At 67.7% G+C, this 25,246-nt stretch carries 19 protein-coding genes, 1 tRNA gene and 2 pseudogenes; 4 read left to right on the top strand and 18 right to left on the bottom strand.

The window, feature by feature from the left end; translation table 11 throughout:
• From ABT288_RS27120 to ABT288_RS27075, 10 genes and pseudogenes are all read right to left on the bottom strand, one after another.
• Nucleotides 1–1,116: serine/threonine-protein kinase (locus ABT288_RS27120; RefSeq protein ID WP_351612750.1), on the bottom strand; the 1,116-nt coding region annotated here is incomplete at its 3' end.
• 124 nt (nt 1,117–1,240) lie between these two features.
• Nucleotides 1,241–3,022: a serine/threonine-protein kinase gene (locus ABT288_RS27115; RefSeq protein WP_351612748.1), complete on the bottom strand. Its 1,782-nt coding sequence runs from the start codon at nt 3,020–3,022 to the stop codon at nt 1,241–1,243.
• A 149-nt stretch (nt 3,023–3,171) separates the two neighbouring features.
• A pseudogene (locus tag ABT288_RS27110) lies at nt 3,172–4,173 on the bottom strand (serine/threonine kinase C-terminal domain-containing protein); the annotation flags it as partial.
• Entirely contained in the window at nt 4,089–4,481 is a 393-nt protein-coding gene (locus tag ABT288_RS27105) for a Rho termination factor N-terminal domain-containing protein (RefSeq protein WP_502972831.1), read from the bottom strand. The pseudogene ABT288_RS27110 and the gene ABT288_RS27105, both read right to left, overlap by 85 nt.
• A gap of 530 nt (nt 4,482–5,011) precedes the next feature.
• Nucleotides 5,012–5,929 (bottom strand): homoserine kinase, encoded by a 918-nt coding sequence (thrB, locus tag ABT288_RS27100; RefSeq protein WP_351612746.1) that lies wholly within the window; start codon nt 5,927–5,929, stop codon nt 5,012–5,014.
• 239 nt (nt 5,930–6,168) lie between these two features.
• Nucleotides 6,169–7,227 carry a threonine synthase gene (gene thrC, locus ABT288_RS27095; protein WP_351612744.1) on the bottom strand — a complete coding sequence of 353 codons (1,059 nt, stop codon included), beginning with the start codon at nt 7,225–7,227 and terminating at the stop codon, nt 6,169–6,171.
• A 6-nt stretch (nt 7,228–7,233) separates the two neighbouring features.
• Nucleotides 7,234–8,526: a homoserine dehydrogenase gene (locus ABT288_RS27090; RefSeq protein ID WP_351612741.1), complete on the bottom strand. Its 1,293-nt coding sequence runs from the start codon at nt 8,524–8,526 to the stop codon at nt 7,234–7,236.
• Between the two features lie 143 nt (nt 8,527–8,669).
• Nucleotides 8,670–10,061 (bottom strand): diaminopimelate decarboxylase, encoded by a 1,392-nt coding sequence (gene lysA, locus ABT288_RS27085; RefSeq protein WP_351612738.1) that lies wholly within the window; start codon nt 10,059–10,061, stop codon nt 8,670–8,672.
• Between the two features lie 53 nt (nt 10,062–10,114).
• A complete protein-coding gene (gene nrtL / locus ABT288_RS27080) occupies nt 10,115–11,176 on the bottom strand; it encodes an ArgS-related anticodon-binding protein NrtL (RefSeq protein WP_351612736.1) in 1,062 nt (353 codons plus the stop codon).
• 120 nt (nt 11,177–11,296) lie between these two features.
• The gene (locus ABT288_RS27075) at nt 11,297–11,881 is read right to left on the bottom strand and encodes a response regulator (RefSeq protein WP_351612733.1); all 585 of its coding nucleotides are present in this window, start codon (nt 11,879–11,881) and stop codon (nt 11,297–11,299) included.
• Between the two features lie 176 nt (nt 11,882–12,057).
• Here ABT288_RS27075 and ABT288_RS27070 point away from each other — a divergent pair.
• Nucleotides 12,058–12,129 (top strand) — tRNA-Arg (locus tag ABT288_RS27070).
• Nucleotides 12,130–12,402: 273 nt separating this feature from the next.
• On the opposite strand, the gene ABT288_RS27065 is transcribed toward ABT288_RS27070, so the two are convergent.
• The 5 genes from ABT288_RS27065 to ABT288_RS27045 form a co-directional block, all read right to left on the bottom strand.
• The gene (locus ABT288_RS27065; protein WP_351612730.1) at nt 12,403–12,738 is read right to left on the bottom strand and encodes a hypothetical protein; all 336 of its coding nucleotides are present in this window, start codon (nt 12,736–12,738) and stop codon (nt 12,403–12,405) included.
• A 122-nt stretch (nt 12,739–12,860) separates the two neighbouring features.
• On the bottom strand, nt 12,861–14,162 hold the full coding sequence (locus ABT288_RS27060) for a tyrosine-type recombinase/integrase (protein ID WP_351612727.1): 1,302 nt from the start codon (nt 14,160–14,162) through the stop codon (nt 12,861–12,863).
• A 531-nt stretch (nt 14,163–14,693) separates the two neighbouring features.
• Entirely contained in the window at nt 14,694–15,626 is a 933-nt protein-coding gene (locus ABT288_RS27055) for a HEPN domain-containing protein (protein WP_351612724.1), read from the bottom strand.
• A complete protein-coding gene (locus ABT288_RS27050; RefSeq protein WP_351612721.1) occupies nt 15,623–16,705 on the bottom strand; it encodes a GmrSD restriction endonuclease domain-containing protein in 1,083 nt (360 codons plus the stop codon). The genes ABT288_RS27055 and ABT288_RS27050 overlap by 4 nt, the downstream gene beginning before the upstream one ends.
• Nucleotides 16,706–17,117: 412 nt before the next feature.
• Entirely contained in the window at nt 17,118–17,615 is a 498-nt protein-coding gene (locus ABT288_RS27045; protein ID WP_351612718.1) for a DUF4236 domain-containing protein, read from the bottom strand.
• Between the two features lie 611 nt (nt 17,616–18,226).
• Between ABT288_RS27045 and ABT288_RS27040 the strand changes: the two genes are divergently transcribed.
• Both ABT288_RS27040 and ABT288_RS27035 read left to right on the top strand, forming a co-directional pair.
• Nucleotides 18,227–18,598, top strand: a complete 372-nt coding sequence (locus ABT288_RS27040; protein ID WP_502972830.1) for a GIY-YIG nuclease family protein — start codon at nt 18,227–18,229, stop codon at nt 18,596–18,598.
• Between the two features lie 12 nt (nt 18,599–18,610).
• A complete protein-coding gene (locus ABT288_RS27035; protein WP_351612713.1) occupies nt 18,611–19,102 on the top strand; it encodes an HNH endonuclease in 492 nt (163 codons plus the stop codon).
• 338 nt (nt 19,103–19,440) lie between these two features.
• On the opposite strand, the gene ABT288_RS27030 is transcribed toward ABT288_RS27035, so the two are convergent.
• Nucleotides 19,441–21,057, bottom strand: coding sequence for a serine/threonine-protein kinase (locus ABT288_RS27030; RefSeq protein ID WP_351612710.1), 1,617 nt, complete (start codon nt 21,055–21,057; stop codon nt 19,441–19,443).
• Nucleotides 21,058–21,270: 213 nt separating this feature from the next.
• Nucleotides 21,271–22,203 (bottom strand): exonuclease domain-containing protein, encoded by a 933-nt coding sequence (locus ABT288_RS27025; RefSeq protein WP_351612707.1) that lies wholly within the window; start codon nt 22,201–22,203, stop codon nt 21,271–21,273.
• Between the two features lie 1,080 nt (nt 22,204–23,283).
• Between ABT288_RS27025 and ABT288_RS27020 the strand changes: the two genes are divergently transcribed.
• Nucleotides 23,284–24,468, top strand: a complete 1,185-nt coding sequence (locus tag ABT288_RS27020; protein WP_351612704.1) for a S53 family peptidase — start codon at nt 23,284–23,286, stop codon at nt 24,466–24,468.
• Nucleotides 24,469–24,606: 138 nt separating this feature from the next.
• Here ABT288_RS27020 and ABT288_RS27015 read toward each other — a convergent pair.
• Nucleotides 24,607–25,016, bottom strand: a pseudogene (locus ABT288_RS27015) (site-specific integrase); the annotation flags it as partial.
• Between the last annotated feature and the right edge of the window lie 230 nt (nt 25,017–25,246).

Genomic DNA, 25,246 nt, shown 5'->3' with positions numbered 1-25,246 from the left:
CCGGGCCCGGGGCTCCGGCGCCGGCCCGGCCGCGGCGGGCGGCTGCGGCCCGCTGTGCGGAAGGTCCGGCTGGGTCGGCGAGTACGGCGCGGCGGCCTCCGGCGTACCCGGCTTCGCGGCACGTCCCCCCGTCGCACCGGACCTCGCCGTACGGCCGCCCGCCGTACCGGACTTCGCGGTACGACTCCCCGCCGTACCGGGCCTCGGCGTCCAGCCGCCGGTGATCCGGTGCGCGCGGCCGGTGGCGGTGGGGCCGGAGGACGGGTCCGGTGCCTCCGGGGTCCGGCCCGTCTCCAGGTACGTCCGCAGCATCTGCTCGGCCTCGGCCGCGCCGAGCCGCCGGTCGGGGTCGCGTTCCAGCAGCCCCCGTACGACCGGCAGCAGCGGCTCGGCCTCGGCGGGTGGGCGGATCTCGGCGGCGACCACGGCGTGCAGGATGCCGCCGATCGAGTCGCGCCGGAAGGGCGACTCCCCGCTGAGCACCGTGCACAGCAGCGCGCCCAGCGACCACAGGTCGGACTCCGGGCCGGTGCGCAGCCCCGACATCCGTTCCGGCGCGGTGTATTCGGGGGAGCCGACGAAGGAGCCGGTCTCGGTGAGCGTGGTGGCGCCCTCGACCTGCGCGATACCGAAGTCGGTCAGCACGACCCGGCCGGTGCCGGACTCGATCAGCACGTTCGCGGGCTTGATGTCGCGGTGCAGCACCCCGGCCTCGTGCGCGGTGCGGACCGCGCCGAGCAGGGCGACGCCGATCCGCGCGGCCTCGTCGGCGTCGACCGGGCCCTGCCGGGAGATGCGGTCGGCGAGCGAGCCTCCGTCGACCAACTCCATGACCAGGTAGGGGCGTTCGTCCTGCTCCACCACGTCGTGCACGACGATGATGTGCGGATGCCGCAGCTGGGCGACCGCCCGTGCCTCACGGAACGTACGGTCCCGGCGGCGCCGCGCGTCGCCCTCGGGGAGGGAGTCGTCCGGGAGGAGTTCCTTGACCGCGACACGCCGGCCCAGCACCTGGTCCACGGCCCGCCACACGACGCCCATGCCGCCGCGCCCGATGCGTGCCTCCAGACGGTAACGGCCCGCGATCACCCGGAAGTCGGCGCCCTCGGTCCCCATGAGCCCCATCATGCCTCACCGGACCCGCCCGCTCCGGGGCGCCGATCGGCCAAGCAGGGCCGATCGACCAGCCATTTTCGGCCGTTCAGTGGTCGTACGGCGTCGTACGGCCGCCTCGGTCACGTCAGCCGGCGGCCGGCTCCTGCCAGCCCTGCAGCACCCACTTGAACTGCTTGCTGGTCCTCGCCCAGTCCTGTTCCGGCGTGGACATGTAGATGGCGTACTCGGTGCCGGAACGCGCGTAGTACGTCTCCTCGATCGCGTGGCGCGGACCGGCGATGTGCGGCGGGTCCTTCTTCAGCGCGGTCCAGGTGTACTCCCACAGCGAACCGCTGCGGTCGCGGTAGATGTTCGGTTTCAGGGCCACACGCTTGTAGTCGACCAGTCGCTGCAACTGCTGTTCCAGATCCACCTGGTGCTGGTGGGCGTCGGCGAAGTCGGGCGAGCTGTTGATGGCGATGCGGACGAAGTGGTAGCCGCCGTCGGGGCTGTAGTCGATCTGTTTGAGGCCGCTGCTGAGCTCGTACACCGTCCGCTTCCAGCCTTTGGGCAGGGAGAGGCTGAAACCGAGCGGGTCATGCTGGACCTGCCAGCTGGCGGGCACGGTGCCGTCGGGACCCGGCGCGGCGCTGCCGCTCGCCGAGGGCGAGGTCGTGGCCGGGCCCGCGCCACCGCTCGACCCGGTGTTCCGCGCCGAGCCGCCGCCCCACTCCTGGAAGGCCACGGCCGCGCCACCGCCGAGCACCGCCGCGACGGCGATGACCAGGACGAGGGTGCGCAGCCGACGGCGGGGCCGGGGCCGTACGGGGGCCGGGCCTGGCGGCGCGGGCGCCACGGCCGTCGGTCCGGTCATGGAACGGCCCGGGCCGCCCGGCACCGCGGGGCCGTGGCCGGACGCGGAGGCCGAGGCGGTTCCTGAGGGGTCGAAGCCGGGGAGGTTCCCGCCGGGCTCGTGACCGGAGGCGTGGGCGGTGGGGCCATAGCCCCGGGTGGTCCCGGTGGGGCCGTAACCCGATCGGGACGGGTTGCCCGTCCCGCCGGTGTGCAGGCCCGAGCCCTGGGTCGGGATGAACGCCTGGGCCGTGTGCGGGCGGCGGCCCTCCACCGCCTCGGCGAGCATCTGCTCCGCCTCCTCCGCGCTCGGCCGGCGCTCCGGTTCCTTGCGCAGCAGGGCGGCTATGACGGGGCCGAGCGCACCGGCGTGGCGCGGCTCGTCGACCTCCTCCTCCACGACCGCCTGCATGGTGCTCAGCGGTGAGGTACGGCGGAACGGCGAACGGCCCTCGACCGCCGTGTACAGCGTGGCGCCGAGCGCCCACAGGTCCGAGGCCGGGCCCGGGTCGTGGCCCCGCACCCGCTCGGGCGCGAGATAGTCGACCGAGCCGACGACCTCTCCCGTGCGGGTGATGGTGGAGTCGCCCTCTATCTGCGCGATGCCGAAGTCCGTGAGCAGGACCCGGCCGTCCCGGCCGAGGAGGACGTTGCCGGGCTTGACGTCCCGGTGCAGCACACCGGCGGAGTGCGCGGCGCGCAGCGCCCGCAGCACCCACAGCCCGATACGGGCGGCCTCCCTGGGCTCCACCCGCCCCCGCTCCTTGACCTCGTCGGCCAGCGAGTTGCCCTCGACCAGCTCCATGACGATCCACGGGCGGCCGTCGTGTTCGAGGACGTCGTGCACGGTGACGACGGCGGAGTGGTTGATCCGCGCGGCGGCGCGGGCCTCGGCCCGGGTACGGGCGAGCAGCACGGTCCGGTCGCTGTCGGAGACGTAGAGCGCGGCGGTCAACTCCTTGACGGCGACCGTCCGGTGCAGCACCTCGTCGTGGGCGCGCCACACCCGGCCCATGCCTCCGCTGCCGATGGAATCGGCGAGCCGGTAGCGGCCCGCTATGAGCAGGCCCTGCATCTGATTCACGTTGCCCCGCAATGCTCTTGACAGGGTCAGACTAAGGACCGGTCAACCAACAGGGAACCAGGGGGGTAGCAAGGTGACAGCACTGTGACGGTTGCCGCCGCCCGAACCGGCCGGGATCGGCCAACCGGTATACAGGGCGCTCAACCGGTGTAGCGGTACGTCGCCGTGGCCTGGTCGTAGAACCGGGTCACCGCGTCGCGCTCGGACTCCGGGCCGCGGACCTGGATGATGTGGTAGCGGCCGTTCAGCAGGATCGCCATGTTGCGCACGAACAGGTCGCGGCCCTGGCCGTCGGTCCAGGTGAACTGCCCCTCGGCCATGGTCCGCCCGCCCACCTCGATGGTTCTCAGTCCGGTGGCCGTGGCCCAGCTGGAGTCGCGGTACGGCTGGAGCTCGCTCTCCTTGTCCCGCTGGTAGGTCATCGGGTCACTGCCGTAGGTCGAGGCGCTGTCCCGTCCGGGTACGACGACCAGCTCGAAGTTCCCGTGCGCGTACACCACCTGGCCGCTGCCGTTCTTCGGGGTGCGGTCCCAGCCCGTGGCCACGGCGATCTTGAAACCCTCGGGGTCGGTACGCAGGGCGAAGCCGTCGGCGACGGACGGATCGCCGCCGGTCTGGGGCTGGGTCTGGGTGGCGGGCGCGGACGCGGAGGAGCTGCCGCCCTGTGGCGAGGGGGGCTGCTGTGTGGACGAGGGCGCGGGACCTGCCTCCCCGGCGCTGCCCGTGCGGTCCGGACTGCCCGCGGCGCCGCTCTCGCCCTGTCTGGGCATGAACAGCATCGCGTACGCGATCGCGCCGGCCAGCAGGAGCAGGATCAGCAGAAGCAGGGTGCGGCCGAGACTGCGCGGCGAACGAACCTCCTCCCGGACCCGGGCGCGCTTGTGCCGGCCGTGCGGATGGACCTCCGGCGGTTCGGCGCGCCGTCGCCGCAGCCGCACCAGCTCGCCGCGGCGCCGGACGATCGGCAACCTGCTCGGGTCGGCGGGCGGCACGGGTACGACGTGGGTGCCGGCGTCCGGCTCGGGCGCGGAGCGCACCAGCGAGCGCAGCCAGCCGTTCAGCTCCTCGAAGTCCAGACGCTCGGTGGGGTCCTGGCGCAGCAGCGACTCCACGACCGGCCGGAGCGGGCCGCACTCCTCGGCGATCGGCGCTCGGTCGGGGCGTCGTCGGAGGCCGGCTGGCCCGGGATCTCGATCTGCTGCTGGGCCACGGCCTTCTCGGCGGGGGCCTCGGTCTTGGCCTCCGCCTTCTTCTCGGCGTCCTCGCCGGTACGGGCCTTGGAGGTGGCGCGGCGCTTCGGCTTGGCCTCGGCGGCGGTCTCGGCCTTGGGGGCGGCACCCCCGGCGGCCTGCGCCTCCTTGATGACCTCGATCAGCTGGCTCTTGCGCATCCGCGCGGTGCCCCTGATGCCGAGGCCCGAGGCGACCTGCTGCAGCTCGGCCAGCACCATGCCCTCGAGGCCGGTACCGCGGCGCCGCCGGGAGCCGGCACCGGTGGCAGGCGCGGAGGCGTCCGTGGCGGGCGCGGCAGCGGTCTCCTCGACACGTGCGCCCATCAGATCGGTGGTGTCGCTCACGAAGGGTCCTTCCCTGGAGCGGACGTCGGCCTGTCTGGCTCGGCGACCGGTTGTGCTGTCCGGCTACGGTCCTGTCTTCCGTGAACCGTGCCGGGGCGGTGGTCCGCCAAAGCGGCGGAGGAAATGTGCGGTGATTGGCGCTTCCGCGAGCCGTGGCACCGAGTGTCACGTGGCGTGGTAGCACCGATTCCGGAGCGTGCCCGGCGGCCCGCTCAGTGCCCGCATACGACGTACTGCCCAGGTACGGCGTACGGAACACGGAGTGGCGTGGGGGGCTCCCGGAAGAATGTCTGTCCCGGACTGGGACACGAGGCACCTCGCCATGGTGGGGTCGGGTGCAGACTTGAGGTTAACACTACCGGATCCAACAAACATTCCCCCTCTCCAAATCCGGCAACCGTGTGTCAGGTCGCAAGCGGCAGCACGCTCGCTCCCTGGACATCGAGGTCCAGCCGGTTCGCGGCCCAGCCCGCACCCGCGAGGTGGGCCACCTTGTCGGCGCTCTCGGCGTCGGCCAGCGCCATGACGGTGGGCCCGGCGCCCGAGATGACGGCCGGGATGCCGTCGGCGCGCAGCCGCTCCACCAGCGCGGCGCTCTCCGGCATGGCCGGGGCGCGGTACTCCTGGTGGAGGCGGTCCTCGGTGGCGGGCAGCAGCAGCTCGGGGCGCCGGGTGAGGGCCTCGACGAGCAGGGCGGCACGGCCCGCGTTGACGGCGGCGTCGACGTGCGGCACGGTGCGCGGGAGCAGGCCGCGCGCGGTCTCGGTCAGGACCGGCTTTCCGGGCACGAAAACCACCGGAACGATGGAATCGACGGGCTCCATCCTGATCGCCCGGGCGGCGCCGGCCTCCATCCAGGACAGGGTGAAGCCGCCGAGCAGACACGCGGCCACGTTGTCCGGGTGGCCCTCGATCTCGGTGGCCAGCTCCAGCAGCGCCGCGTCGTCGAGGCGGGCCTCGCCGCCTATGGTCACCGCGCGGGCGGCGACGATGCCGGCGCAGATGGCGGCGGAGGAGGAGCCGAGGCCGCGGCCGTGCGGGATGCGGTTGGCGCAGACGATCTCCAGGCCGCGGGGCTGACCGCCCAGCAGGTCGAAGGCGGTGCGCAGGGAGCGGACGAGAAGGTGAGACTCGTCACGCGGAAGGGTCTCGCTGCCCTCCCCCGCGATGTCGATGTGCAGCCCGGAGTCGGCCACCCGGACGACCACGTCGTCGTAGAGCCCCAGCGCGAGGCCGAGGGCGTCGAAGCCCGGGCCGAGGTTGGCGCTGGTGGCGGGAACGCGCACCCGGACGGCGGCGGCGCGGAACGCTGGACCGGCCATCGCTCGTTGACTCTCCTTGAGCTGCGTGACTGTCGAAGACATTCGATACGTACGTGGAGACCCTCCGGCCGCGCAGACGGCGCGGCGTCGCCCATATGCGCAGCCATATGCCAGGCATATGCAGCGGGCGGGTTCAGTACAGCCTATCGAAGGAAGGTTCTGTGGCGACATAGGGCGCACAGGAGGCGCACGATGCGTGTCGTAAGCCCCCTGTGCACCCTGTCAGGGTTTTCCGGGGTTCAGGCCAGGCCGAGGCGCTCGGCGGCGGCCGTCGCGTCGACCGGGACGGTGACCGGCTGCGGGGCTCCGGCGACCGCCCAGTCGGGGTCCTTCAGGCCGTTGCCCGTGACGGTGCACACGATGCGCTGCCCCGGGTCGACCTTGCCCTGCTCGGCGGCCTTGAGCAGACCGGCCACGGAGGCCGCGGAGGCGGGCTCCACGAAGACGCCCTCCTGCGCGGCCAACAGGCGGTAGGCGCGCAGGATTTCACGGTCCGTCACCTCGTCGATGGCGCCGCCCGACTCGTCGCGCGCGGCGAGGGCGTATTGCCAGGAGGCGGGGTTGCCGATGCGGATGGCGGTGGCGATGGTCGACGGGTCCTTGACCACCTCGCCGCGCACGATCGGCGCGCTGCCGGAGGCCTGGAAGCCCCACATGCGCGGGGTCTTCGTGGCGATCCCGTCGGCGGCGTACTCCTTGTAGCCCTTCCAGTAGGCGGTGATGTTGCCCGCGTTGCCCACCGGCAGGACGTGGATGTCGGGGGCGTCCCCGAGCATGTCCACGATCTCGAAGGAGGCCGTCTTCTGGCCCTCGATACGCACCGGGTTGACCGAATTGACCAGCGCCACCGGGTAGTTCTCGCTCAGCGAGCGCGCGAGGGTGAGGCAGTCGTCGAAGTTGCCGTCGACCTGGAGGATCTTCGCGCCGTGCACGAGGGCCTGGCCCATCTTGCCGAGGGCGATCTTGCCCTGCGGGACGAGAACGGCCGAAACCATGCCGGCCCGCACGGCGTAAGCGGCGGCGGAGGCCGAGGTGTTGCCGGTGGAGGCGCAGATGACGGCCTTGGCCCCCTCCTCCTTCGCCTTGGAGATGGCCATGGTCATGCCGCGGTCCTTGAAGGACCCGGTGGGGTTGGCGCCCTCCACCTTCAGGTGGACCTCGCAGCCCGTGCGCTCGGAGAGCACCTGCGCGGGCACGAGGGGCGTGCCGCCCTCGCGGAGCGTCACGACCGGCGTGCTGTCGGATACCGGCAGCCGGTCCCGGTACTCCTCGATGATTCCGCGCCACTGGTGGGTCATTGCTGGTTACTCTCCTTCAACCCGCATGATGCTGGCGACACCCCGCACGGTGTCGAGCTTGCGCAGCGCCTCGACGGTCCCGGTGAGGGAGGCGTCGGACGCACGGTGAGTGACGACGACGAGGGAGGCCTCGCCGTCCTTGCCCTGCTGGCGCACCGTATCGATCGACACCCCGTGCTCGGCGAACACGGTCGCGACCTGGGCGAGAACACCAGGTTTGTCCGCGACGTCGAGGCTGATGTGGTAGCGCGTGACGACCTCGCCCATGGGCGAGACGGGCAGGGCGGCGTACGCCGACTCACCGGGGCCCGTCGCGCCGCCCCGCCGGTTGCGGCACACGGCGACGAGGTCGCCGAGCACGGCGGAGGCGGTCGGGGAACCGCCGGCGCCGGGGCCGTAGAACATCAGCTGCCCGGCGGCATCGCTCTCCACGAAGACGGCGTTGTACGCGCCGCGCACGGAGGCGAGCGGGTGGGTCAGCGGAATCATGGCGGGATGCACGCGCGCGGTGACGGACGCCCCGTCCTTCGAGCGCTCGCAGATGGCCAGCAGCTTGATGGTGCAGCCCATCTCCTTCGCCGAGCGGAAGTCGGCGGCGGTGACCTCGGTCATGCCCTCGCGGTAGACGTCGTCGAGGCGCACGCGCGTGTGGAAGGCGATCCCGGCGAGGATGGCGGCCTTGGCGGCGGCGTCGAAGCCCTCGACGTCGGCGGTCGGGTCGGCCTCCGCGTACCCGAGCGCGGTGGCCTCGTCGAGCGCCTCCTGGTACCCGGCGCCCGTGGAGTCCATCTTGTCGAGGATGAAGTTGGTCGTGCCGTTGACGATCCCCATCACCCGGTTGATCTTGTCGCCGGCCAGGGACTCGCGCAGCGGGCGGATCAGCGGGATGGCGCCGGCCACGGCGGCCTCGTAGTAGAGGTCCCGGCCGTGCTCCTCGGCGGCGGCGTGCAGGGCGGCCCCGTCCTGGGCGAGCAGGGCCTTGTTGGCGGAGACGACGGAGGCCCCGTGCTCGAAGGCGGTGGTGATGAGCGTCCGGGCGGGCTCGATACCCCCGATGACCTCCACCACCACATCGATGTCCCCGCGTTTGACGAGGGCGGTGGCGTCGGTGGTGACGAGGCCGGGGTCGATGCCCTCGCGGACCTTGGACGGCCGCCGTACGGCGACCCCCGCCAGCTCCACGGGAGCGCCGATCCTGGCGGCGAGGTCGTCGGCGTGCGTCGTCATGATGCGCGCCACCTCTGAGCCGACAACCCCACAGCCCAGCAGCGCCACCTTCAGCGGACGCGTACGCATCATCCGACCTCGTTTCCTCATACCGTCTACGGTTGGACCAGTCTCACTCACCGGACGGGAGTTTCTACCCTTCGTCCGGATCGTGAGACATGTATTTCATGGGCACGGGGCCGGAAGACCGGAGATCTTCCAGCCCCGTCGGTGGGCTAGCCGACGTCGAGACGCAGGAGGTCCTCCTCCGTCTCGCGCCGCACGATCACCCGCGCCTCGCCGTCCTTCACCGCGACGACCGGCGGCCGCAGCACATGGTTGTAGTTGCTGGCCATGGACCGGCAGTACGCACCGGTGGCCGGTACGGCGATGAGATCCCCCGGCGCCAGGTCGGCCGGCAGGAACGCGTCCCTGACCACGATGTCCCCGCTCTCGCAGTGCTTGCCGACGACGCGGGCGAGCATGGGCTCAGCACTGGAGGTCCGGGACACGAGGGCGACGCTGTACTCGGCGTCGTACAGGGCGGTGCGGATGTTGTCGGACATACCGCCGTCGACGGACACGTACGTCCGCAGCCCGTCCAGCGGCTTGACGGTGCCGACCTCGTAGAGCGTGAAGGCCGTCGGCCCGACGATGGCGCGCCCGGGCTCGACGGAGATGCGCGGGGTGCGCAGCCGGGCGGCCTCGCACTCGCGCGTGACGATCTCGGTGAGCGCCTTGGCGATCTCGTGGGGCTCGCGGGGGTCGTCGTCGCTGGTGTAGGCGATGCCGAGCCCGCCTCCCAGGTCGATCTCGGGCAGCTCGACGCCATGCTCGTCGCGGATGTCCTTCAGCAGCCCGACGACACGATGGGCGGCGACCTCGAAGCCGGACATGTCGAAGATCTGCGACCCGATGTGCGAGTGGATCCCGATCAGCTCGAGCCCGTCGAGCTGCAGCGCCCGCCGCACGGCCTCCGCGGCCTGCCCCCCGGCCAGCGGGATCCCGAACTTCTGGTCCTCATGGGCGGTGGCGATGAACTCGTGCGTATGGGCCTCGACCCCGACGGTGATCCGAATCTGGACCTTCTGCCGCTTGCCCAGGGACTGCGCGATGTGGGCGACGCGCACGATCTCCTGGAAGGAGTCGAGCACGATCCGCCCGACACCGGCGCGGATGGCCCGTTCGATCTCTTCCACGGACTTGTTGTTGCCGTGGAAGGCGATGCGCTCGGCCGGCATACCGGCGGACAGGGCGGTGGCCAGCTCACCCCCGGAGCACACGTCGAGGTTGAGCCCTTCCTCATGGAGCCACCGCACGACGGCCCGGGACAGGAACGCCTTTCCGGCGTAGAACACGTCGGCGTCGGCCCCGAAGGCGGTACGCCACGCACGCGCGCGTGCCCGGAAGTCGGCCTCGTCGAGGATGTAGGCGGGGGTGCCGTGCTCTTCGGCGAGGGTCTTCACATCCATGCCGCCGACGGTGACGACCCCGTCGGCGTTGCGCCCGACGGTCTGGGCCCACACCTTGTGGTCGAGGACGTTGAGGTCGGCGGGCGGCGCGGAGTAGTGCCCCTCGGGCAGCACGTCGGCGTGGCGGGGCCCGGCGGGATGGGCGGAACGGCTCATGACGGTGACTCTCAGACTCTCTGTCTCTCTCCGGGCATCTCTCGCGAGAGGCCTCAGAGGTGTTCGGGTGCGTCGATGCCGAGCAGGGACAGGCCACCGGCCAGCACCGTCCCGGCGGCTTCGGCGAGGGCGAGCCGGGCGCGGTGGGCGGCCGAGGGTTTCTCCTCGCCGCAGGGCAACACGGAGGGCAGGAAGGGCAGCACGGCATCGGCGACGGTGACGAGATGCCGGGCAAGCCGGTCCGGGGCACGGTGGGTGGCGGCCGCGGTGAGGATGCGGGGGTGGTCGGCCAGGGGGGTGAGGAGGTCGCGCGGGGTGCGGTTGCCGTCGGCCTCGGCGGGGGTGGCCGAGGGGGTGTGGTCCTGGCGGGCGTTGGGCAGGGGGGCGTCGCCGAAGGGGCTGGTGTCGAGCGGGCCGGGCTCGGCGGCGAAGCCCAGGCGGTCGGCGTTGCGGCTGAGGGACCGGATACGGGCATGGGCGTACCGCACCCGGAACAGCGGATTGCTCTCCCGCTGGATCAGATGATCGGCGGTGATCCGGGGCCGGTCGTGCGGGGCGGGATGCAGCAGGGCCCACTGGGAGGCGTCGTGGCCCAGCGGCGCGGGATCCTCCGGCGCGGGCACGGGCCGCAGATTCACGGGCTCACCGTGCTCGACGGTGGCACGCCCGCCCTGCGTGGCGACGATCCGCACGACGGCGTCCGCGACGACCTCGGCCCGCAGCTCGTACGGCACCCGCAGCGCGACGACCTGCCCGGCGAGGGCGTCCCCGTGCCCGTAGGCGGCACCACGGTCCCGGATCTCCCGGACGAGCCCGGCGACGAGGTCGGCCCGCTCGTCGAGCCGGATGTTGAGAAACCCCGGCCCGGTCACGACGACGTCCCGGATGCCATCGGCACCGATGAGCCGGGGCCGCAGAATCTCGGCGACCCGCCGCGGGGGCTGCCCGGCCGGCCGGGCGAGCTGCAGGGCGACGTTGGTGGCGAAGTCCCCGCACCCCCCGGGCCCCGGCTCGGTCACCACGACCCGATCGGGCACGGCCACACTCAGCTCCCCGTCGTCGACAGCACAGCGCACCGCGTGCAGCACGGTGCGGGACAACTCGACGGGGGTCACGGGACAAGCGTAGGGGAGGAAGGGGCTGGGGAGGCGAGGTGGTTCTTACTATGGGACGGCGTTCCGATGGGCAAGGACTCCCGACGGATCCGGTACCCGGCCACTCACCCACCGGACGAATTACCCACCGGACGAAATCCCACCCGGTACGCCATCGGAGATCCCGTCGCCGAAGCCCCCGGGAACCCTGCCGTCCCCCGCGTCTCCATCGACACCGTCCCCTCCCCCGCCCCCCTCACCATCTCCGTCACTGCCACCACCCCCGCCACCGCCCCCGCCGCGGTGCCCTCCCTGTCCTCCCCCGCGCTCATCTCCCCCGCCGCCCCCGCCCCCGCGCTCGATGAGGTGCTTGACGAGTCGTACGAGCTCGGCAGGCTCGAAGGGCTTGGCGAGGAAGGCGTCCACGCCGACGTCGAGGCCGGTGTCGACCTCGTACTGCGTGCAGGCGCTGATGATGGCGACGGGCAGATGATGCGTACGGGGATCGGCGCGGAGCCGGGCGGCGGTGCGCAGGCCGTCCAGCCGGGGCATGACGACGTCGAGGGTCACGACATCGGGCCGCACCTGGTGCACCACATCCAGACACTCGGCACCATCGGCCGCGGTCACGACCTCGAGACCTTCCAGCTCGAGGTTGACCCTGATCAGCTGCCGGATGACCTTGTTGTCGTCCACAACAAGCACCCGACCCGAGGCGCCTGGCACAACTCGAGAGTAGGTCCGGACCGGCCACCGCGTCCGGGTTTTCCCCACTTCCACCCCGTACAGGGGACCCGCCCCGGCCCACCCTGCCCGACCCCCGGAAACGGGTTCCTGATCACCCCGCCCGACCTGATAGTGTTCTACCCGTCGCCGCGAGCGAAGAGCTCCGCAACCGACACGCCCCCGTAGCTCAGGGGATAGAGCAACGGCCTCCGGAGCCGTGTGCGCAGGTTCGAATCCTGCCGGGGGCACTTCGCAGGAAGTGCCTAAAGACCCCGCCATCAGCGTGTTCGCTGAGTGCGGGGTCTTGTCGTATGCGCAGGCGGATGCCACCGGAAGCAACCGTTTGCCAGTGATCACGTAATGGCGACGTAATGATCTTGACAGGCTTCTCGGCAGGTCAGAGGGTGTTTCGCGATTCTCTGAGCGTAGCCGTGTGGACCACCTGTGCACGGGGCGGAGCCCCGGACCACTCGGGGCCCAGGGCTCCGACATGTCGATTACGGCGGAGACGTCGTTCGAGGTCAGACCGAAGAGTTGTTGATCTGCTCACGGGTCAGCCGCACCGGCTCACCGGTAGCGTTGTCGAACCGGCGCCGCACCAGGATGCTGAACCCAAGATCACGCAGAGCCATCTCGGCAACGTTTGTGTTCGCCGGATTCCGACCCTTCAGCGCATTCCGCGCGAGCACCAGCGCGGGGACGTTCTTGCCCCCAACCACCGCGAGCACGTCGTACTTCTCGTCTTCAGGCGTATGCAGGGCAGCGACAGCGACGTCCGCGAGCGTAAGAACGGCAGAGCTCCCGTCCTCCAATCGAACGCGGGTCTCTGCAGGCGTGGTCATGGGCTCGGGGGCCATGTTTGTCTCCTCAATCGGACCTGGCTAGATCATTCTCCGGCCGTACAGCCCAGGAGGGCGACAGACCGGAGCCCCAGACCACTCGCAGTCCGGGGCTCCCGTATTTGATCAGGTCGTTCTGGTCAGTCTGCTGAGTCCTCCCCAAGCCCCTGCATGATCCGGTTGTTCATCTCCTGCTCCTGGCCATCGATGCATTTCGCGTAGATCTTCAGAAGGACGTCCACCGAGTGGCCTGCCCGAGCGGCGACCTCCGGCGCCGGAACGCCTGAGTTGAGCCACTGGGAGACTCCCGCATGCCGAAGGTCGTACGGCCGGAAGGCCAGGACGGAGGACACCTGATCGGGGACGAAGGCGAGCTCCCGAGCTTGCTTCCACGCCCGCGAGTACGACGACGCAGCGATCACGTTGCCCCGCTCACTGGCGAACAGCCGGCCGTCCTTCGCCGCGCCGAACTCCGCCAGGTGCTCGCGTAGCAGCCGCACCAGCGGAGGCGGAATCGGCACAATGCGCACCTCACCATGGGCCCGCTGCTTCAGGCCCCGCCGGTCGTGTGCTTCACCAGAGTCCGTCCACGCCTTCCCAGCAGTGGGCCGGGTCTCCGCCAGCTCGATACGGCCCCAACCCGACGGCGGAAGCGTGCAGTCGGAGCGTCGAAGGCCAAGGGCCTCCCCCGGCCGCATGGCCGCGTAGTACAGGCACCCGAAGAACGCCCGCAGCCTCCGGCCACTCGCCCGCTCATAGCCACCCACATACGTGAGTGCGGTCAGCAGCTCCCGAGCCTGCCGAGGATTGACCACCACCCGGCGGTCGACCTCCTGCAGCGCCCGCTTGCCCCGCTTGCGCCGGACCCGGCTCAGCGGGTTGGAGGGCAGGTGCTCCAGCTCCACGGCATATTCGAGAACGTTGAAGACCACGGCACGCCGCCGCCGGTACGTCTGCGTCGCCGCAGGCTTGCCGTCCAGCCTCCGGCCCAGCGCGTCGATCAGGTCATGCACCCGGGTGATCTCTTGCAGCTCCGCCACCGGCAGCGACGCCTTCTCGATCCACTTCACCGCCGCCGCGATCTCCTCCGGCCGCTCCCGCTCTCGGCGAGGGACCGGCAGGACATACGAGCGCAGCGCCCGCCGCAGAACATCAGGACCAGGCCGCCCCCGTCCCGGTTTGACCAGGACGGGAACGACCGTCGCCAGTGCGTCCGTCACGCTGTCCCGTTGCTTGGCCGACGCCTCTGCCCACCGGGCATCCACGTACTTCACCGCCAGATCCAGGAATGACACGGCAGCTTTGCCACCGCGCAGCGAATCGGGCAGGCCGGTCACAGTGTCGAACGGCTCGCCCTTGTCCGCCGCCCTGAGAAGCTGAGATCGGCAACGGTCGGCCAGCGCCTTGGTCTTATAGGACTCGTGGAATGGCTGACCGTCCACAGACCATCGGACGAGATGGGTAGGCTTCTTCGCCGAGCGGTTGACACTGAGCTTCCAGACAACGACCTCCGCGCGCGGCCCGGCCCCCGGCCGGGCCTGCGCTCCTGTCTCCGCCCCGCTCCAACCCGACCGGCGCCCGTGCCGCGCTCAGAGCAATCAGCCGCCTTGCGTCAGAGAAGGGGTACGTCGTGGCTGGGGCGGTCGGCTCCACGGCTTTACGGAGCCACTTTGGCGCGAGCCTCGCAGATCATGGCCCCAACGTCGTGCTTTACCGGGCAGGTCCACAGACTGCCCGACGCGCCGGAAGCTTACGGGGCCATGATCACTCGCGCCAAAGCAGCGCCACCCCAAAGCCGCTACACCGACCTGGTGCCTAGCCGGCGGACGAGTTACGTCCCCGCTCGGACATTCTCTTCTCGCCAGCTGCGTAATTCTTCTCAGGCGCACGGCAGAGGGAAGCGCCCATAGGAGATGACCCGGTACCCGATAGATGGGGTAACGCCACTTTCTCGATAATCTACCGGCCGCAACTCAGCCCATCCTCCAGTCCAAGGGACGCTGTTGTCCGTCTCGATACACGAGAAGCGATTTCCCCGACGCAGACCGACCTATGGCACCTCTCCAAGCGCCCTCTAGCGAATCATATCTTTTACGGGCTCGATCCTTACCCTCAGATCTCTCACTGTAGATTTTTCCGTCATAATCAATAAACGATAGGTCTAGACTGTCGGCGATTGCCGATATCTTCGCCTGGGAGTTTGACAATGGCCCTCTGCTAAGAATCTCATCAACCGCACGCGAAAAAACGGCATCAAATGCAGCCGCTATCGCCAAGAGGTCGTGCGGAAATTGACGCAGATCGGCCACACTAATATCTGCGTGTGCCGCGTGAGCTGCCTCATGGCGCTGCGCCGCCAATTGCTTGAGTCGCTGCCTCAAGCCAACAACACCGTATCCGATCCGAGATGTTATTTTCTCCAATTCCACCCATGGACCCTCTACCAGCAGCGCTTTCAGACAGCGCTCAATATCTTCGTCGCTCAAATTGGACGAAGAAGGCATGAAGGATAGCGGGGAGAACTTGTATCCGGATGTCCCTGTAGTCGTGATGAGTGCGGTATGGCGCTGGACATACGCTCGCTTCGTCGAAGCGTCTGGCTCAAAATTCATACGAAAGCCGAGTGCTCTCACCGCCCCGACAGTCGCCGCTTCCTTCAACTTTTCCGGTAGCTGATCAAAGGAAACCCTAGTTGCGTCGAAAGCGTCCAGAACCTCGCCGGTGCGCGAGGCGAAAAAGTCCTCGAATGAGGAATAAGCCACGACCGCAAGGCCATTCCGCATCAACCGGGATGGGTCGCGGTCCCCTGAGATCGGGCCTTGGGGAATCAGCGCGCCTTCTTGAGAGGCGTCAATAAGCGCATGCATTCGCGCCACGAAGCATTCGCGTGCTCTCGATACACTCACGCACTGCTCCCACGAAGAAGGATCTCGTGCACCTTGCCAATCCTGTATGCGACGCTACTAGGTGTGTTTGTTGCCACGCGCACGGATTTTTCGAATTGAGGATCCGAGAGGAATTCATGCTGAGTTAGTTCCGCAATCTCGACGGATCTCCTGACCGCGCTAATGCGCTGCTCATCCGACAGCATTGATACGCCCACCATTTGAGCGTCGTACATGCCCGCGAGGGTTTGATCTCGCCAGACACCAGGGGCGGAGGGTCGCCTATAAGCGTTTTTCCCCCAGATCCGCCGGCAGAGATCAAGTGCCTCGAGGAAAGTATTGCGCATGTCCTCCCTGAATGTCTCGTCACGCCTGTGGTTTTGAAGCATGAACTCATCCATGGAGCGCGAAAGGCTACCCGAAAAACTCTCCCAATTGTTCTTGAGTGCGAAAAATCGCAGCACGTACTCGGCGTCAGTCATGTCTGCATAGGCCGCTGACTTGGAAGATGTGATCTTCAGCTGCTGGCGCAAAAAGGGCGCCTCTGCGAGCTCATAGATCAAGTCGTTCAAGGGCCCCCGGAAGGCTACGTTTCTGACTTCTTGAGCCTCAAGTCTTTCCCCTCCGGAATTCAGTCGCGTGAACACCTCATATTTCAGTTCAGGGTCACTCTGTTTGAGCAGAGTGACTACGCGCAAGTAGGGTCGAACGGTTAGCGTCTGCTTAAGCGCCGTCGGGATCTGGTCGAATGTGCGCCCGTTCAACTCGGGAAGCTCTACAATGCCCTTTAGTACAAGTCGGCCGGTGAGGAATTTATGGATTGCGGTGATGCGCTGCTTACCGTCGATCACACTGTATCGTCCGTAGTCCTCTTCAGAGAGATAGACAGGCGGAATAGGAATGTTAATGAGGAAAGACTCGATGAGTGCTGACTGTTTTTCAACACTCCAGCGCTCCCTGCGCTGGTATGCGGGATCGATGTCAATCGCCTCAGCCAGAACCATTCCCGAGATTGTCTGCAAAGGAAGATCCGACGATTGCAGAACGAGGCTTTCCTGCGCACGCCTGAACCTGTCCAACACCTTGTCGTCGCCTTGCATCTTCGCCCTTCTGTCGCAGAATTCATAGGTACGAGCGGAAGCTCACAGGCCCGCAGCGACCACTATAGGATCAACTCCTTTGTCGAGAGGAGCGGTTGGAACGATTCTCTCGAGAGTCACGGTGGGAGCACGAACACGCAGACCGACGCCGGGGAGAAGTGAAACGGTCCACGGGTGCGCGTCAAACTGCGAGACAACGCCGACGCACAACACCGGACGCCTGCGCACTGTCGCCGTGGGTCAAGAGCGAAACAGGCCAAGCTCGAGCACCCACCCAGTTGCTACGAACCAAAGAGGTTGCCTTGCCAGGCGCGGGGGGATAGCAGCGGTCAGACAGGCAACTTGCTCGAGCCCCAGCCTCTCTCGCAGGGCAGCTTTGCAGGTTCGAAGCTCTCTGAAGCCGGCTCGGTATCTAACTCGGGTCCAAGCCAGCTGCCTTGGCCACGGCAGTGACAAAGCGCATGTCCCATGAGGTGAGGAGTGTCGTCAATCGCAGGTACAGCGGGTCATGGCCCTGCGCCATGAGAGCAAGGTTCTTCCCCTCTAGCCAGGCCTGCGTGATCTGAGTAACGGGGATACGAACGTCGTCCCGGCCCGCCCGGTGTACGACGACAGCTCTCCCATCGCAGGCCACCCAGCCGTTCGCGAAGGACCGCCTCGGCGCCACAAGGGGGCCGAGGCTCGCCGTTGGTTCCATGGCGGAGCGACGCGATACTGCGGGCTGCTTTGGCTTCTGCTTGGCGGGCGTGCTCGATGACGATACGGACATCCCGCCAGCCCGAAGCGTCGCCGTTCTCCGGCCTTTGCTGTTCAAAGTCACTCGGCCGTTCTTGCCGCCCATGCTGATGCTCGACGACTTGGTGCCGAGCCGAACCCTCACACCACCACCCAGGTTGATCGACTTGCTCATGCTTCTCCGCCTGGCCATGTCGCCCCCTCAACTCGTAGACGAGTGAACAAAGCATGGCACTCATGTGATGGGTCCGTGGTTGCATTGCCGAGCCGTGACCCGGGGACCAGCCCAGCGAGTCCGTGCAACGACGGGTCGACGAAGCCGAGCGAGAGCAGCTGAGACAGACCTCCCGAGCCTTCCGCACGTCCACGCACCACAAACGCACCAGATCGGGCGGGGGTCAGCGGGGAATCACGGTGAAGGCGGCCAACCCCGCGAGCCCACTCACACCGCCGTTTGTCCAGTTCAGCGCCCGAGCCGCGTTCCAGTAACCGCAGCTTCCCAAGCTGAGTGTCTCCTGTTGTCGGAGCCGGGTGGTCCGCATGCCGCGGACGTCTCGTGTCGTTGTCGCCAAGTAGCCTGCGCCCAATGCACTTTCCAGCGTTGGAGGCTCCGTGGACGCGACCGCCCTCACCAGTCCTGCACGACTGTGGTCGGCGCGAGAGGTCTTGGTGCGGCAATGCCCTGTACCAGCAGCGGCCGGAGTCTACGGGTGGCACTTCAAGGAGACACCCCACCCCGATTTGGCCCCCGGACGACTGCTCTACGTCGGCATAGCTCCGCGCCACATGTCCAACCGGACCAGCACGCAGAACCTGAGGAAGCGCGTCCGGTACCACTACCGGGGCAACGCGGCTGGATCAACGCTGCGGCTCACCCTTGGCTGCCTGCTCGGGCTCGAACTACGCCGCGTAGGTAGCGGGAACCGCCTGACGTTCGGTGAGAGCGGGGAAACCAGCCTCAGCCAATGGATGGCCGACCACGCGCAAGTGTGCTGGCTGGAACATGACGAACCGTGGACGTTGGAGTCGGAGCTCATCGCTCAGCATGACCTTCCCCTGAACCTCGACCAGAACCGCCACAATGGCTTTCACGACCGCCTCAAAGAAGTGCGCGCCAAAGCTCGGCAGCGGGCAAGAGCCTTGCCCATTAGCGTGTAGAAGGAAGCACAGGTGAGCAACGCAGACCTGCCCACCCCTCGGCGCAGCGAAGCCAAGCGCGCCCAGGACCGGCGCCGCCGTGAGCGCATGCGGAGCAATGGGAGCGTCGAACGCTACAAAGCGGTAGAGATCGGAGAACGGGACGGCTGGATCTGCGGTCTATGCCGAGATCCAGTGGACCAGGCCTATCAACATCCAGATCCTCGGTCGCCGAGCATCGACCACGTCCGTACTATCGCGGCCGGCGGCGCTGACACGCGCGACAATGTGCGCCTCACCCATTGGGGCTGCAACCATGAACGCAACGCCAGCACCCCGCTGGAGACTATCGAGGAAGCCGAAGCGCATCGCGCTGTCCTCCTCCGGATACCTGCGCTCCAGGCCTACGCAAAAAGCCTTAGGGCCGAAGACATGGTCCGCCGCTCTCAGAATTTCCATTCACCTGAGAGGTATCGCGCCAAGTTGGCGCGTCGGGTGGAACGCTACGAACGCGAAGGACGCTGACCGCGCACGCCTCTACGAAGGAGGCGCGTGCCACAGCCGTGCCAGATGCGAGGGTCAACCAGGGCGGCTGAGGGCGTACTAGTGCCCGCCGGCTCGGCCAGCAGAGCCGCAGGTCACCCGTCCTGCGCCCCAGCCTCTCTTAAAGCGGTGTCACCAGGTTCGGGCTCTGTCCGGGTCACAAGAGAGAAGGGCCGGCTCAGGAGAGGTTCCCTCCGGGTCGGCCCTTCCCTGTTTCAGGCGTCCCCGGACACGTCAGTTCGGCATGTGCGTCAGTCGGGATCTGCCGGAGAGGCTCACCATGATCACCGGGCATCAGTGCCACATCCGCCTGTTGACTGCTATTCGTATACGGCGGCGACATCGACGGGCTGGAAGCTGCCCGCGCCTTTCGGCCGATAGTTGATAGTCCACGTGCTTCCTGCGGGGTCCGGTCCTCCGAAGAGGTCGCCGTCCGGGCAGGCGAAAGTCATCGTCTTACCTGCGATGGCGATACCCGATCCCTCATAGGAGTCGCAGACTTGCCCGTCGGCAAGCGTGATCTTGAAGGGAAACGGCTGATCCTCCAGGCCGACATCGTCAGGGAGTTTCTCTGTGAGGTCGACGCGGATCACCTTTCCGATCGGCCCGGCTTCCGGACAGAGCACGGCCGGAGCTAGATCGTTCGGCGGGCTGAAGCACGGGTCCTTGATCTCATGCCCAACGACACACCGGTACGCGTCGGAACGGACGATGGCCAATGACTGGCCGAAACAGCTGCCGCGCACAGTGGAGACAACGTCGATGTCGTCGGCTGGCTCGCCGAATGTCCAAGGCGTGAACGTGAGCACTTGTGTCGCGGCGGGCGTCGAGGGTGCAGCCTTCGGCGTCTCATCCGCCTTTGCCGTCATCGACGGCGGACTTGTCGTAGCTGAACGAGCGCCGACTGCCGAGGGAGCGGCACTCGTTGAAGCGGTCATGCGTACGTGACCCGATCGGCCATCGGACGACGCGATGACGGATCCTGTGGCCTTACCCTGCGTCAGTAGCCACACGACCAACCCGACGGAGACCACAGCCGACAGCAACGCGGTGAGAAGGGCCTTCCGTAGGAAGGTCCACTGCGGCCGTGTCGCCGGGCCACTGGGAGGAACGGCAAGCGTGTAAGGCGCCGTGAGAGGTGGAGGCTCCCGCAGGAGCTGAATCAGCTGTGCGCCATCCGGTCGCTGTTTAGGGTCCTTCTGCAAGGCACTGCGTACTGCTGGTACGAGCTCCGAAGGCAACCCTCGCAGGTCAGGCTCGTGGCGCTGAATGCGGTAGGCGAGCCCCTCGGCGGGCCCTACACCGAAGGGATGGCGCCCCAGTGCCGCGGAGGCGACGACGAGCCCCCAGGCGAAAACATCAGCGGCCATTCCAGCGACCCCTGCCGTGAGCTGCTCCGGAGCAAGGTACCCAGGTGTGCCGAGGCGCCAGCCGGTGCGTGTCACAGCTGTGGCATCGAAAAGCTGCGCAATACCGAAGTCGATCACCTTGGGCCCATCCGGCCCTAACAGCACGTTCGACGGCTTCAGATCGCGATGTACGATCCCCGCTGCGTGAATCGCCTCCAATGCCTGTGCCAATGCCTCTGCAAGGGACAGTAGTTCACCCGGCGCAATGGGCCCCGCGCCGAGCCGTTCGGCCAATGACGAACCCGGCACGTACTCCGTTACCAGATAAGAGCGCTCGTTCTCGCCGGAGTGCTTGAGAACCGTGACGACATAAGGGCTGCGCAATGCAGCCAGCGCACGCCCCTCACGGCGGAAGCGCTCCACGAAAGCGGCATCGTCTGCCAGCTCAGGTCGCATGATCTTGACCGCTGCCTTCTGCCCATTGGCATGCCGACCCAGGTACACGACCCCCATGCCCCCGGCTCCCAGCCGCCCGAGCAACTGGTAGCCCCCGCACTCGCGCGGATCATTCTCCCCCAACTCATGCATTTCCACCTCCAGGAAGTGCCGGCCGCCCCCTGAGCCCCCTCGCGGAAGTGATGGCGTAACCGGGAGGGGGCCGGTAGAGCGGCCGGTCTCAGGATTGTCGACAGCAAGAGGTCCGTGTCGCTCTGCAACAAGCACTCCAACCTCTGCAATAGCGGACGGCGTCACAGGGGCCGTAGGTGCCCACCGCCCGGACCGCAGGGCCTTCCCACAAGCTCAGCTGTTCAGCCGTTCAAACAAATCTGCCTCACCGATAATCTCGATGTCATGTCCGGCTTCCAACAGACTTTCAGCCTTTCTCTGCTTTCCGCTCTTGTCCGAGCCGATAGCGAATCGCCGCGGGTCAGGTGTGGCCACCACGAGGACGTCCGTATTACCGCTGACATCCTTCACTGGGGTGGCGCCCACATCGGCAAGGGCAGCCTGAGCCTCAGCCCGTTTCATCCTGCTGAGGGTTCCTGTGATGCAGACGGACTTGCCGTAGAAGGCGCCGTGAGGGTCGGCATCCGGATTCGCACCAGGAATCGGGGCGGAAGGCTTTCCCTTGTATGCCCCCTTGCTCCGGGAGCCAGACCATGCGTTGGGCGCTACGTTGCCGTGAACCACGCCCAACTCTGCGAGAAGTTGATCCAGGCTCATGGCTCCGTGATGCCGCATGGCTGCGAGCATGATGTGCGCGGCGGCGTCTGCATCGGCACCTGCCTGGTGATGCTCCTTTAGCGGCACCTCAATGTGTCGGGCGACCTCGGGCAGCGCGTAGGAGATCAGCCGCCAGGTCCTCCGGGCAACAACGAGGGAGCAGGCGTAGCGCAACGTCGGCCAGGGACTTCCTTCTGCTGTACAGGCATCACGGAGCACTCCCAAGTCGAAGGCCGCGTTGTGGGCGACGAGGGTCCTGCCGGCAGTGAACCCCAATATTTGCTGGAGGGCTTCAGCCCAGCTGGGTGCGGTCTCGACGTCGGAAGCCGCGATGCCGTGGATGCGAGTGTTGTACGGATCGAAGTGCCTGTACTCAGCAGGGGGCCGGATGAGGGTATACATCCGGTCAGTGATGCGGTCCTGGTCGACGGCTGCTAGGCCGACTGCGCACGGGCTTCCGCGGTGCGCATTGGCGGTCTCGAAGTCGATGGCAACCCAGGTGTCGCTCACGGCATGCCCTCCCCTGACATGTGTGGGTTCCGTGAGAGTAGCGTGCGAACGGTTGCTTTGAGCAACGGGACCATAAAAACGCGTATCAGGCCTTCCCATGGACCCATCGGAGCAGCGCTACCCCTGCGGACCATCCGTGGACAGGCGCCAGCCGGTTCGCTTCGCTCACGCCTCTGACCAGCATGTTGTCTGTGAGGCGAAAGGGCCTCGGGAGCCGTGTGCGCAGGTTCGAATCCTGCCGGGGGCACCCAGCATGAGGTGCCCAAAGACCCCGTCACCAGCGGAAACGCTGAGGCCGGGGTCTTCGCGTATGTGCAGGCGTATGCGGCCCGAAGCGGCCGCATGTCGGGGTCTGTGGACGAGGCGTGGACGGGATCTTGCAGCGTCCACCGAGGTCAGCCGTCATATTCGACGGACCGTCAGCTGCATCCGGCCGCCGTCCCTCCGAGGGCTCGGACGCCACCAACCGCTCCGCTCGGCACCAAGTGGGCGCGTGGCGCCAGGCCCGGCTCCGGCGGCACCCGATCCCGCTCAAGCGTCGCCTCCTCTTCGGAGGTCAGACCGTGACGTATCTCATGAAGCGGTCAGAGCCGAGCTATCTCATAAAACCGACACAGCGGGCATCGAACCAGTCGCGACTGCGCAGGAGACAACCCAACACGCGAAAGTCCCGCTGCCACCTGGACTGAAGCCGTGCGACAGCCAGGCCGGCATGCGCGCCCTCGATGGGTTGCCCAGGCCGTGCGGGACGCGCTCGGCATGGACATAGGTGATCGAAGCGGACGAAGCAGTGACAAGCCACACAGGGTCAATCCCTTGCCTCACGGACGGCCTCGCGGTGGGATCGCAGACCACGGCCGAGCATGGTCTAGTCCACTACGAGGAGCATCTATGCGCAGGATTCACGCGCGGCGGCGCACCGCGGCCGCCGCAGCCTGGATCACCAGCCTCACCAGTCTCGCAGCGATAACAGGGCTTTTGTCTGGTTCCGTCGCCGTCGCTGCACCCGGGCAACCGGCGCAAGAAGTCAAGCCCGTGCCGGCGGCCGGACAGCAATCGAAGAGCGCGCCCGGCAGCCTGATGACCACTGCGCAGTGCCGGGAGAAGTGGGGGTTCGACTGCTACAACGCGCTCCAGTACCGCCAGGCGTACAACCTGAACCCGCTGTACAAGGCAGGAGTGACCGGCAAGGGGCGCACGATCGTGATCGTGGATCCGTTCGGCTCGCCGACCATCCAGAAGGACCTGGATGTCTACAGCGCCCGGTTCGGCATGAAGAGCACCCATGTCGACGTGGTCAAGTGGGGCAACGTCCCGCGCTTCGACCCCAGCGACTCCGACCAGCTCGGCTGGGCCGGGGAGACCACCCTCGACGTGGAGATGGCACATGCCGTCGCCCCGGACGCGCACATCGTCCTGGCGGAGACCGGGGTCGGCCGGATCGGGGACGGCACCACCGGCCTGCGAGAGGTCATGGACGCCGAGAAGTCGCTCATCGACCGCGGCGTGGGCGATGTGATCAGCCAGAGCTGGGGCGTGGCGGAGAACAACTTCCCCGGCTTCGGCAAGGGTGACTTCTCCAGCATCCAGAACCTGCGGTACGCCTACAAGGACGCGGCCAAGCACCGTGTGACCGTCACCGACGCTTCCGGCGACAGCGGACCCACCGACACCACCTCGAACGGCCAGACAACCTATCCGTACAGGGTCAACGCCTGGCCGACCGACGACCCCCTGGTGGTCTCGGTCGGCGGCACCCAGCTGCACCTGGACGCCAACGGCAACCGCACCGCGCCGGACAGCGTCTACAACGACCACGGCGCCAGCGGCGGCGGCGAGTCCCACGTCTTCGCACGTCCCTCGTACCAGAACGGCGTGGCCGGCAATCACCGCAGCACCCCGGACGTCTCCATGTCCGCCGCGCTGAAGGGCGGCGGATGGGTGTACTCCAGCTACGACCCCAAGCGGGTCGGCTGGGAGGTCTACGTCGGCACCAGCGAGGCCAGCCCACTCTTCGCAGGAATCGTGGCCCTGGCCGACCAGGTTGCCGGGCACCGACTGGGAGACATCCACAAGGCGCTGTACTCGCTGTACGCGAAGTCCTCGTCGAACCCGTCCACCGGGATCGTGGACGTGAAGGACGGCACGAACAACAGCTACGCGGGAGTCACCGGCTACACCGCGGTGAAGGGCTACGACATGGCGACCGGCGTCGGAACGATCGACGCGGCCCGCTTCGTCCCGGCCCTCGCCAAGGCGGGCTGACCGCATCCTGTCCCCGAGGCGCGGGCGCCCGGCGTACCACGGCGCCCAGGGCGCCGGGCCACGTTGACGCGCAGTACCAACGGCGAGGCCCCTGGACGCAAGGCGGATTCCAGGGGCCTCGAACTTGTTCAAGCGGATTCACTCGTACTCGCGAAGCAGGTCCTCGATACGCCGGTTGGCCACGTCCTGCCGACCGTCGAGGCACTTCGCGTACCGGGTCAGCAGGACCTCAACGCTGTTGCCGGCGCGTTCGGCGACCTCAGTCGGGTCGACCCCGGCATTGAGCCACGTCGACAGCGCCGAGTGCCGAAGGTCGTACGGCCTGCTCGCGAGCGGCGAGGCCGCGACGGCCGGCGGGAGCGCCAGGAGCCGAGCCTCTGCCACACGCGGTAGTAGGTCGAGGACGGGACCACCGAGCCCTTCTCACTGAAGAAGAGCCGCCCGTCTTCCGCCGTGCCGAACGTGGCGAGGTGATCGTGAAGCACCGTGACAAGCTGAGGCGGAATGGGCACACGCCGAACGTCCTCAGTCGGCCGATTCTTCGCACCCAGAGCGGCCGCGGCCGCCTCGTGGTCGCCTACCAGCAGCCGTTCGAGTAGTTCCCGCTCCACGCCGCCACCCCCACCAGTGATGACACTCGATGTATCCGACGCCCCGCCGGCCGTACGTCGCCTCGAAGTCGCAGCCGCAGGCCTCACAGAAGAGCCAGCGCCCTTGACGCAACACGGAATCGATCTTTCCGTTACGCAAACTTTTGTCCTGTTCGCGAGTTCTGCGG

The organism is Streptomyces sp. NPDC001093, from assembly GCF_040298985.1.
Classification (GTDB): domain Bacteria; phylum Actinomycetota; class Actinomycetes; order Streptomycetales; family Streptomycetaceae; genus Streptomyces.
The sequence above is the reverse complement of the archived record's forward strand: the minus strand, read 5'-3'. Positions and strand labels throughout refer to the sequence as shown.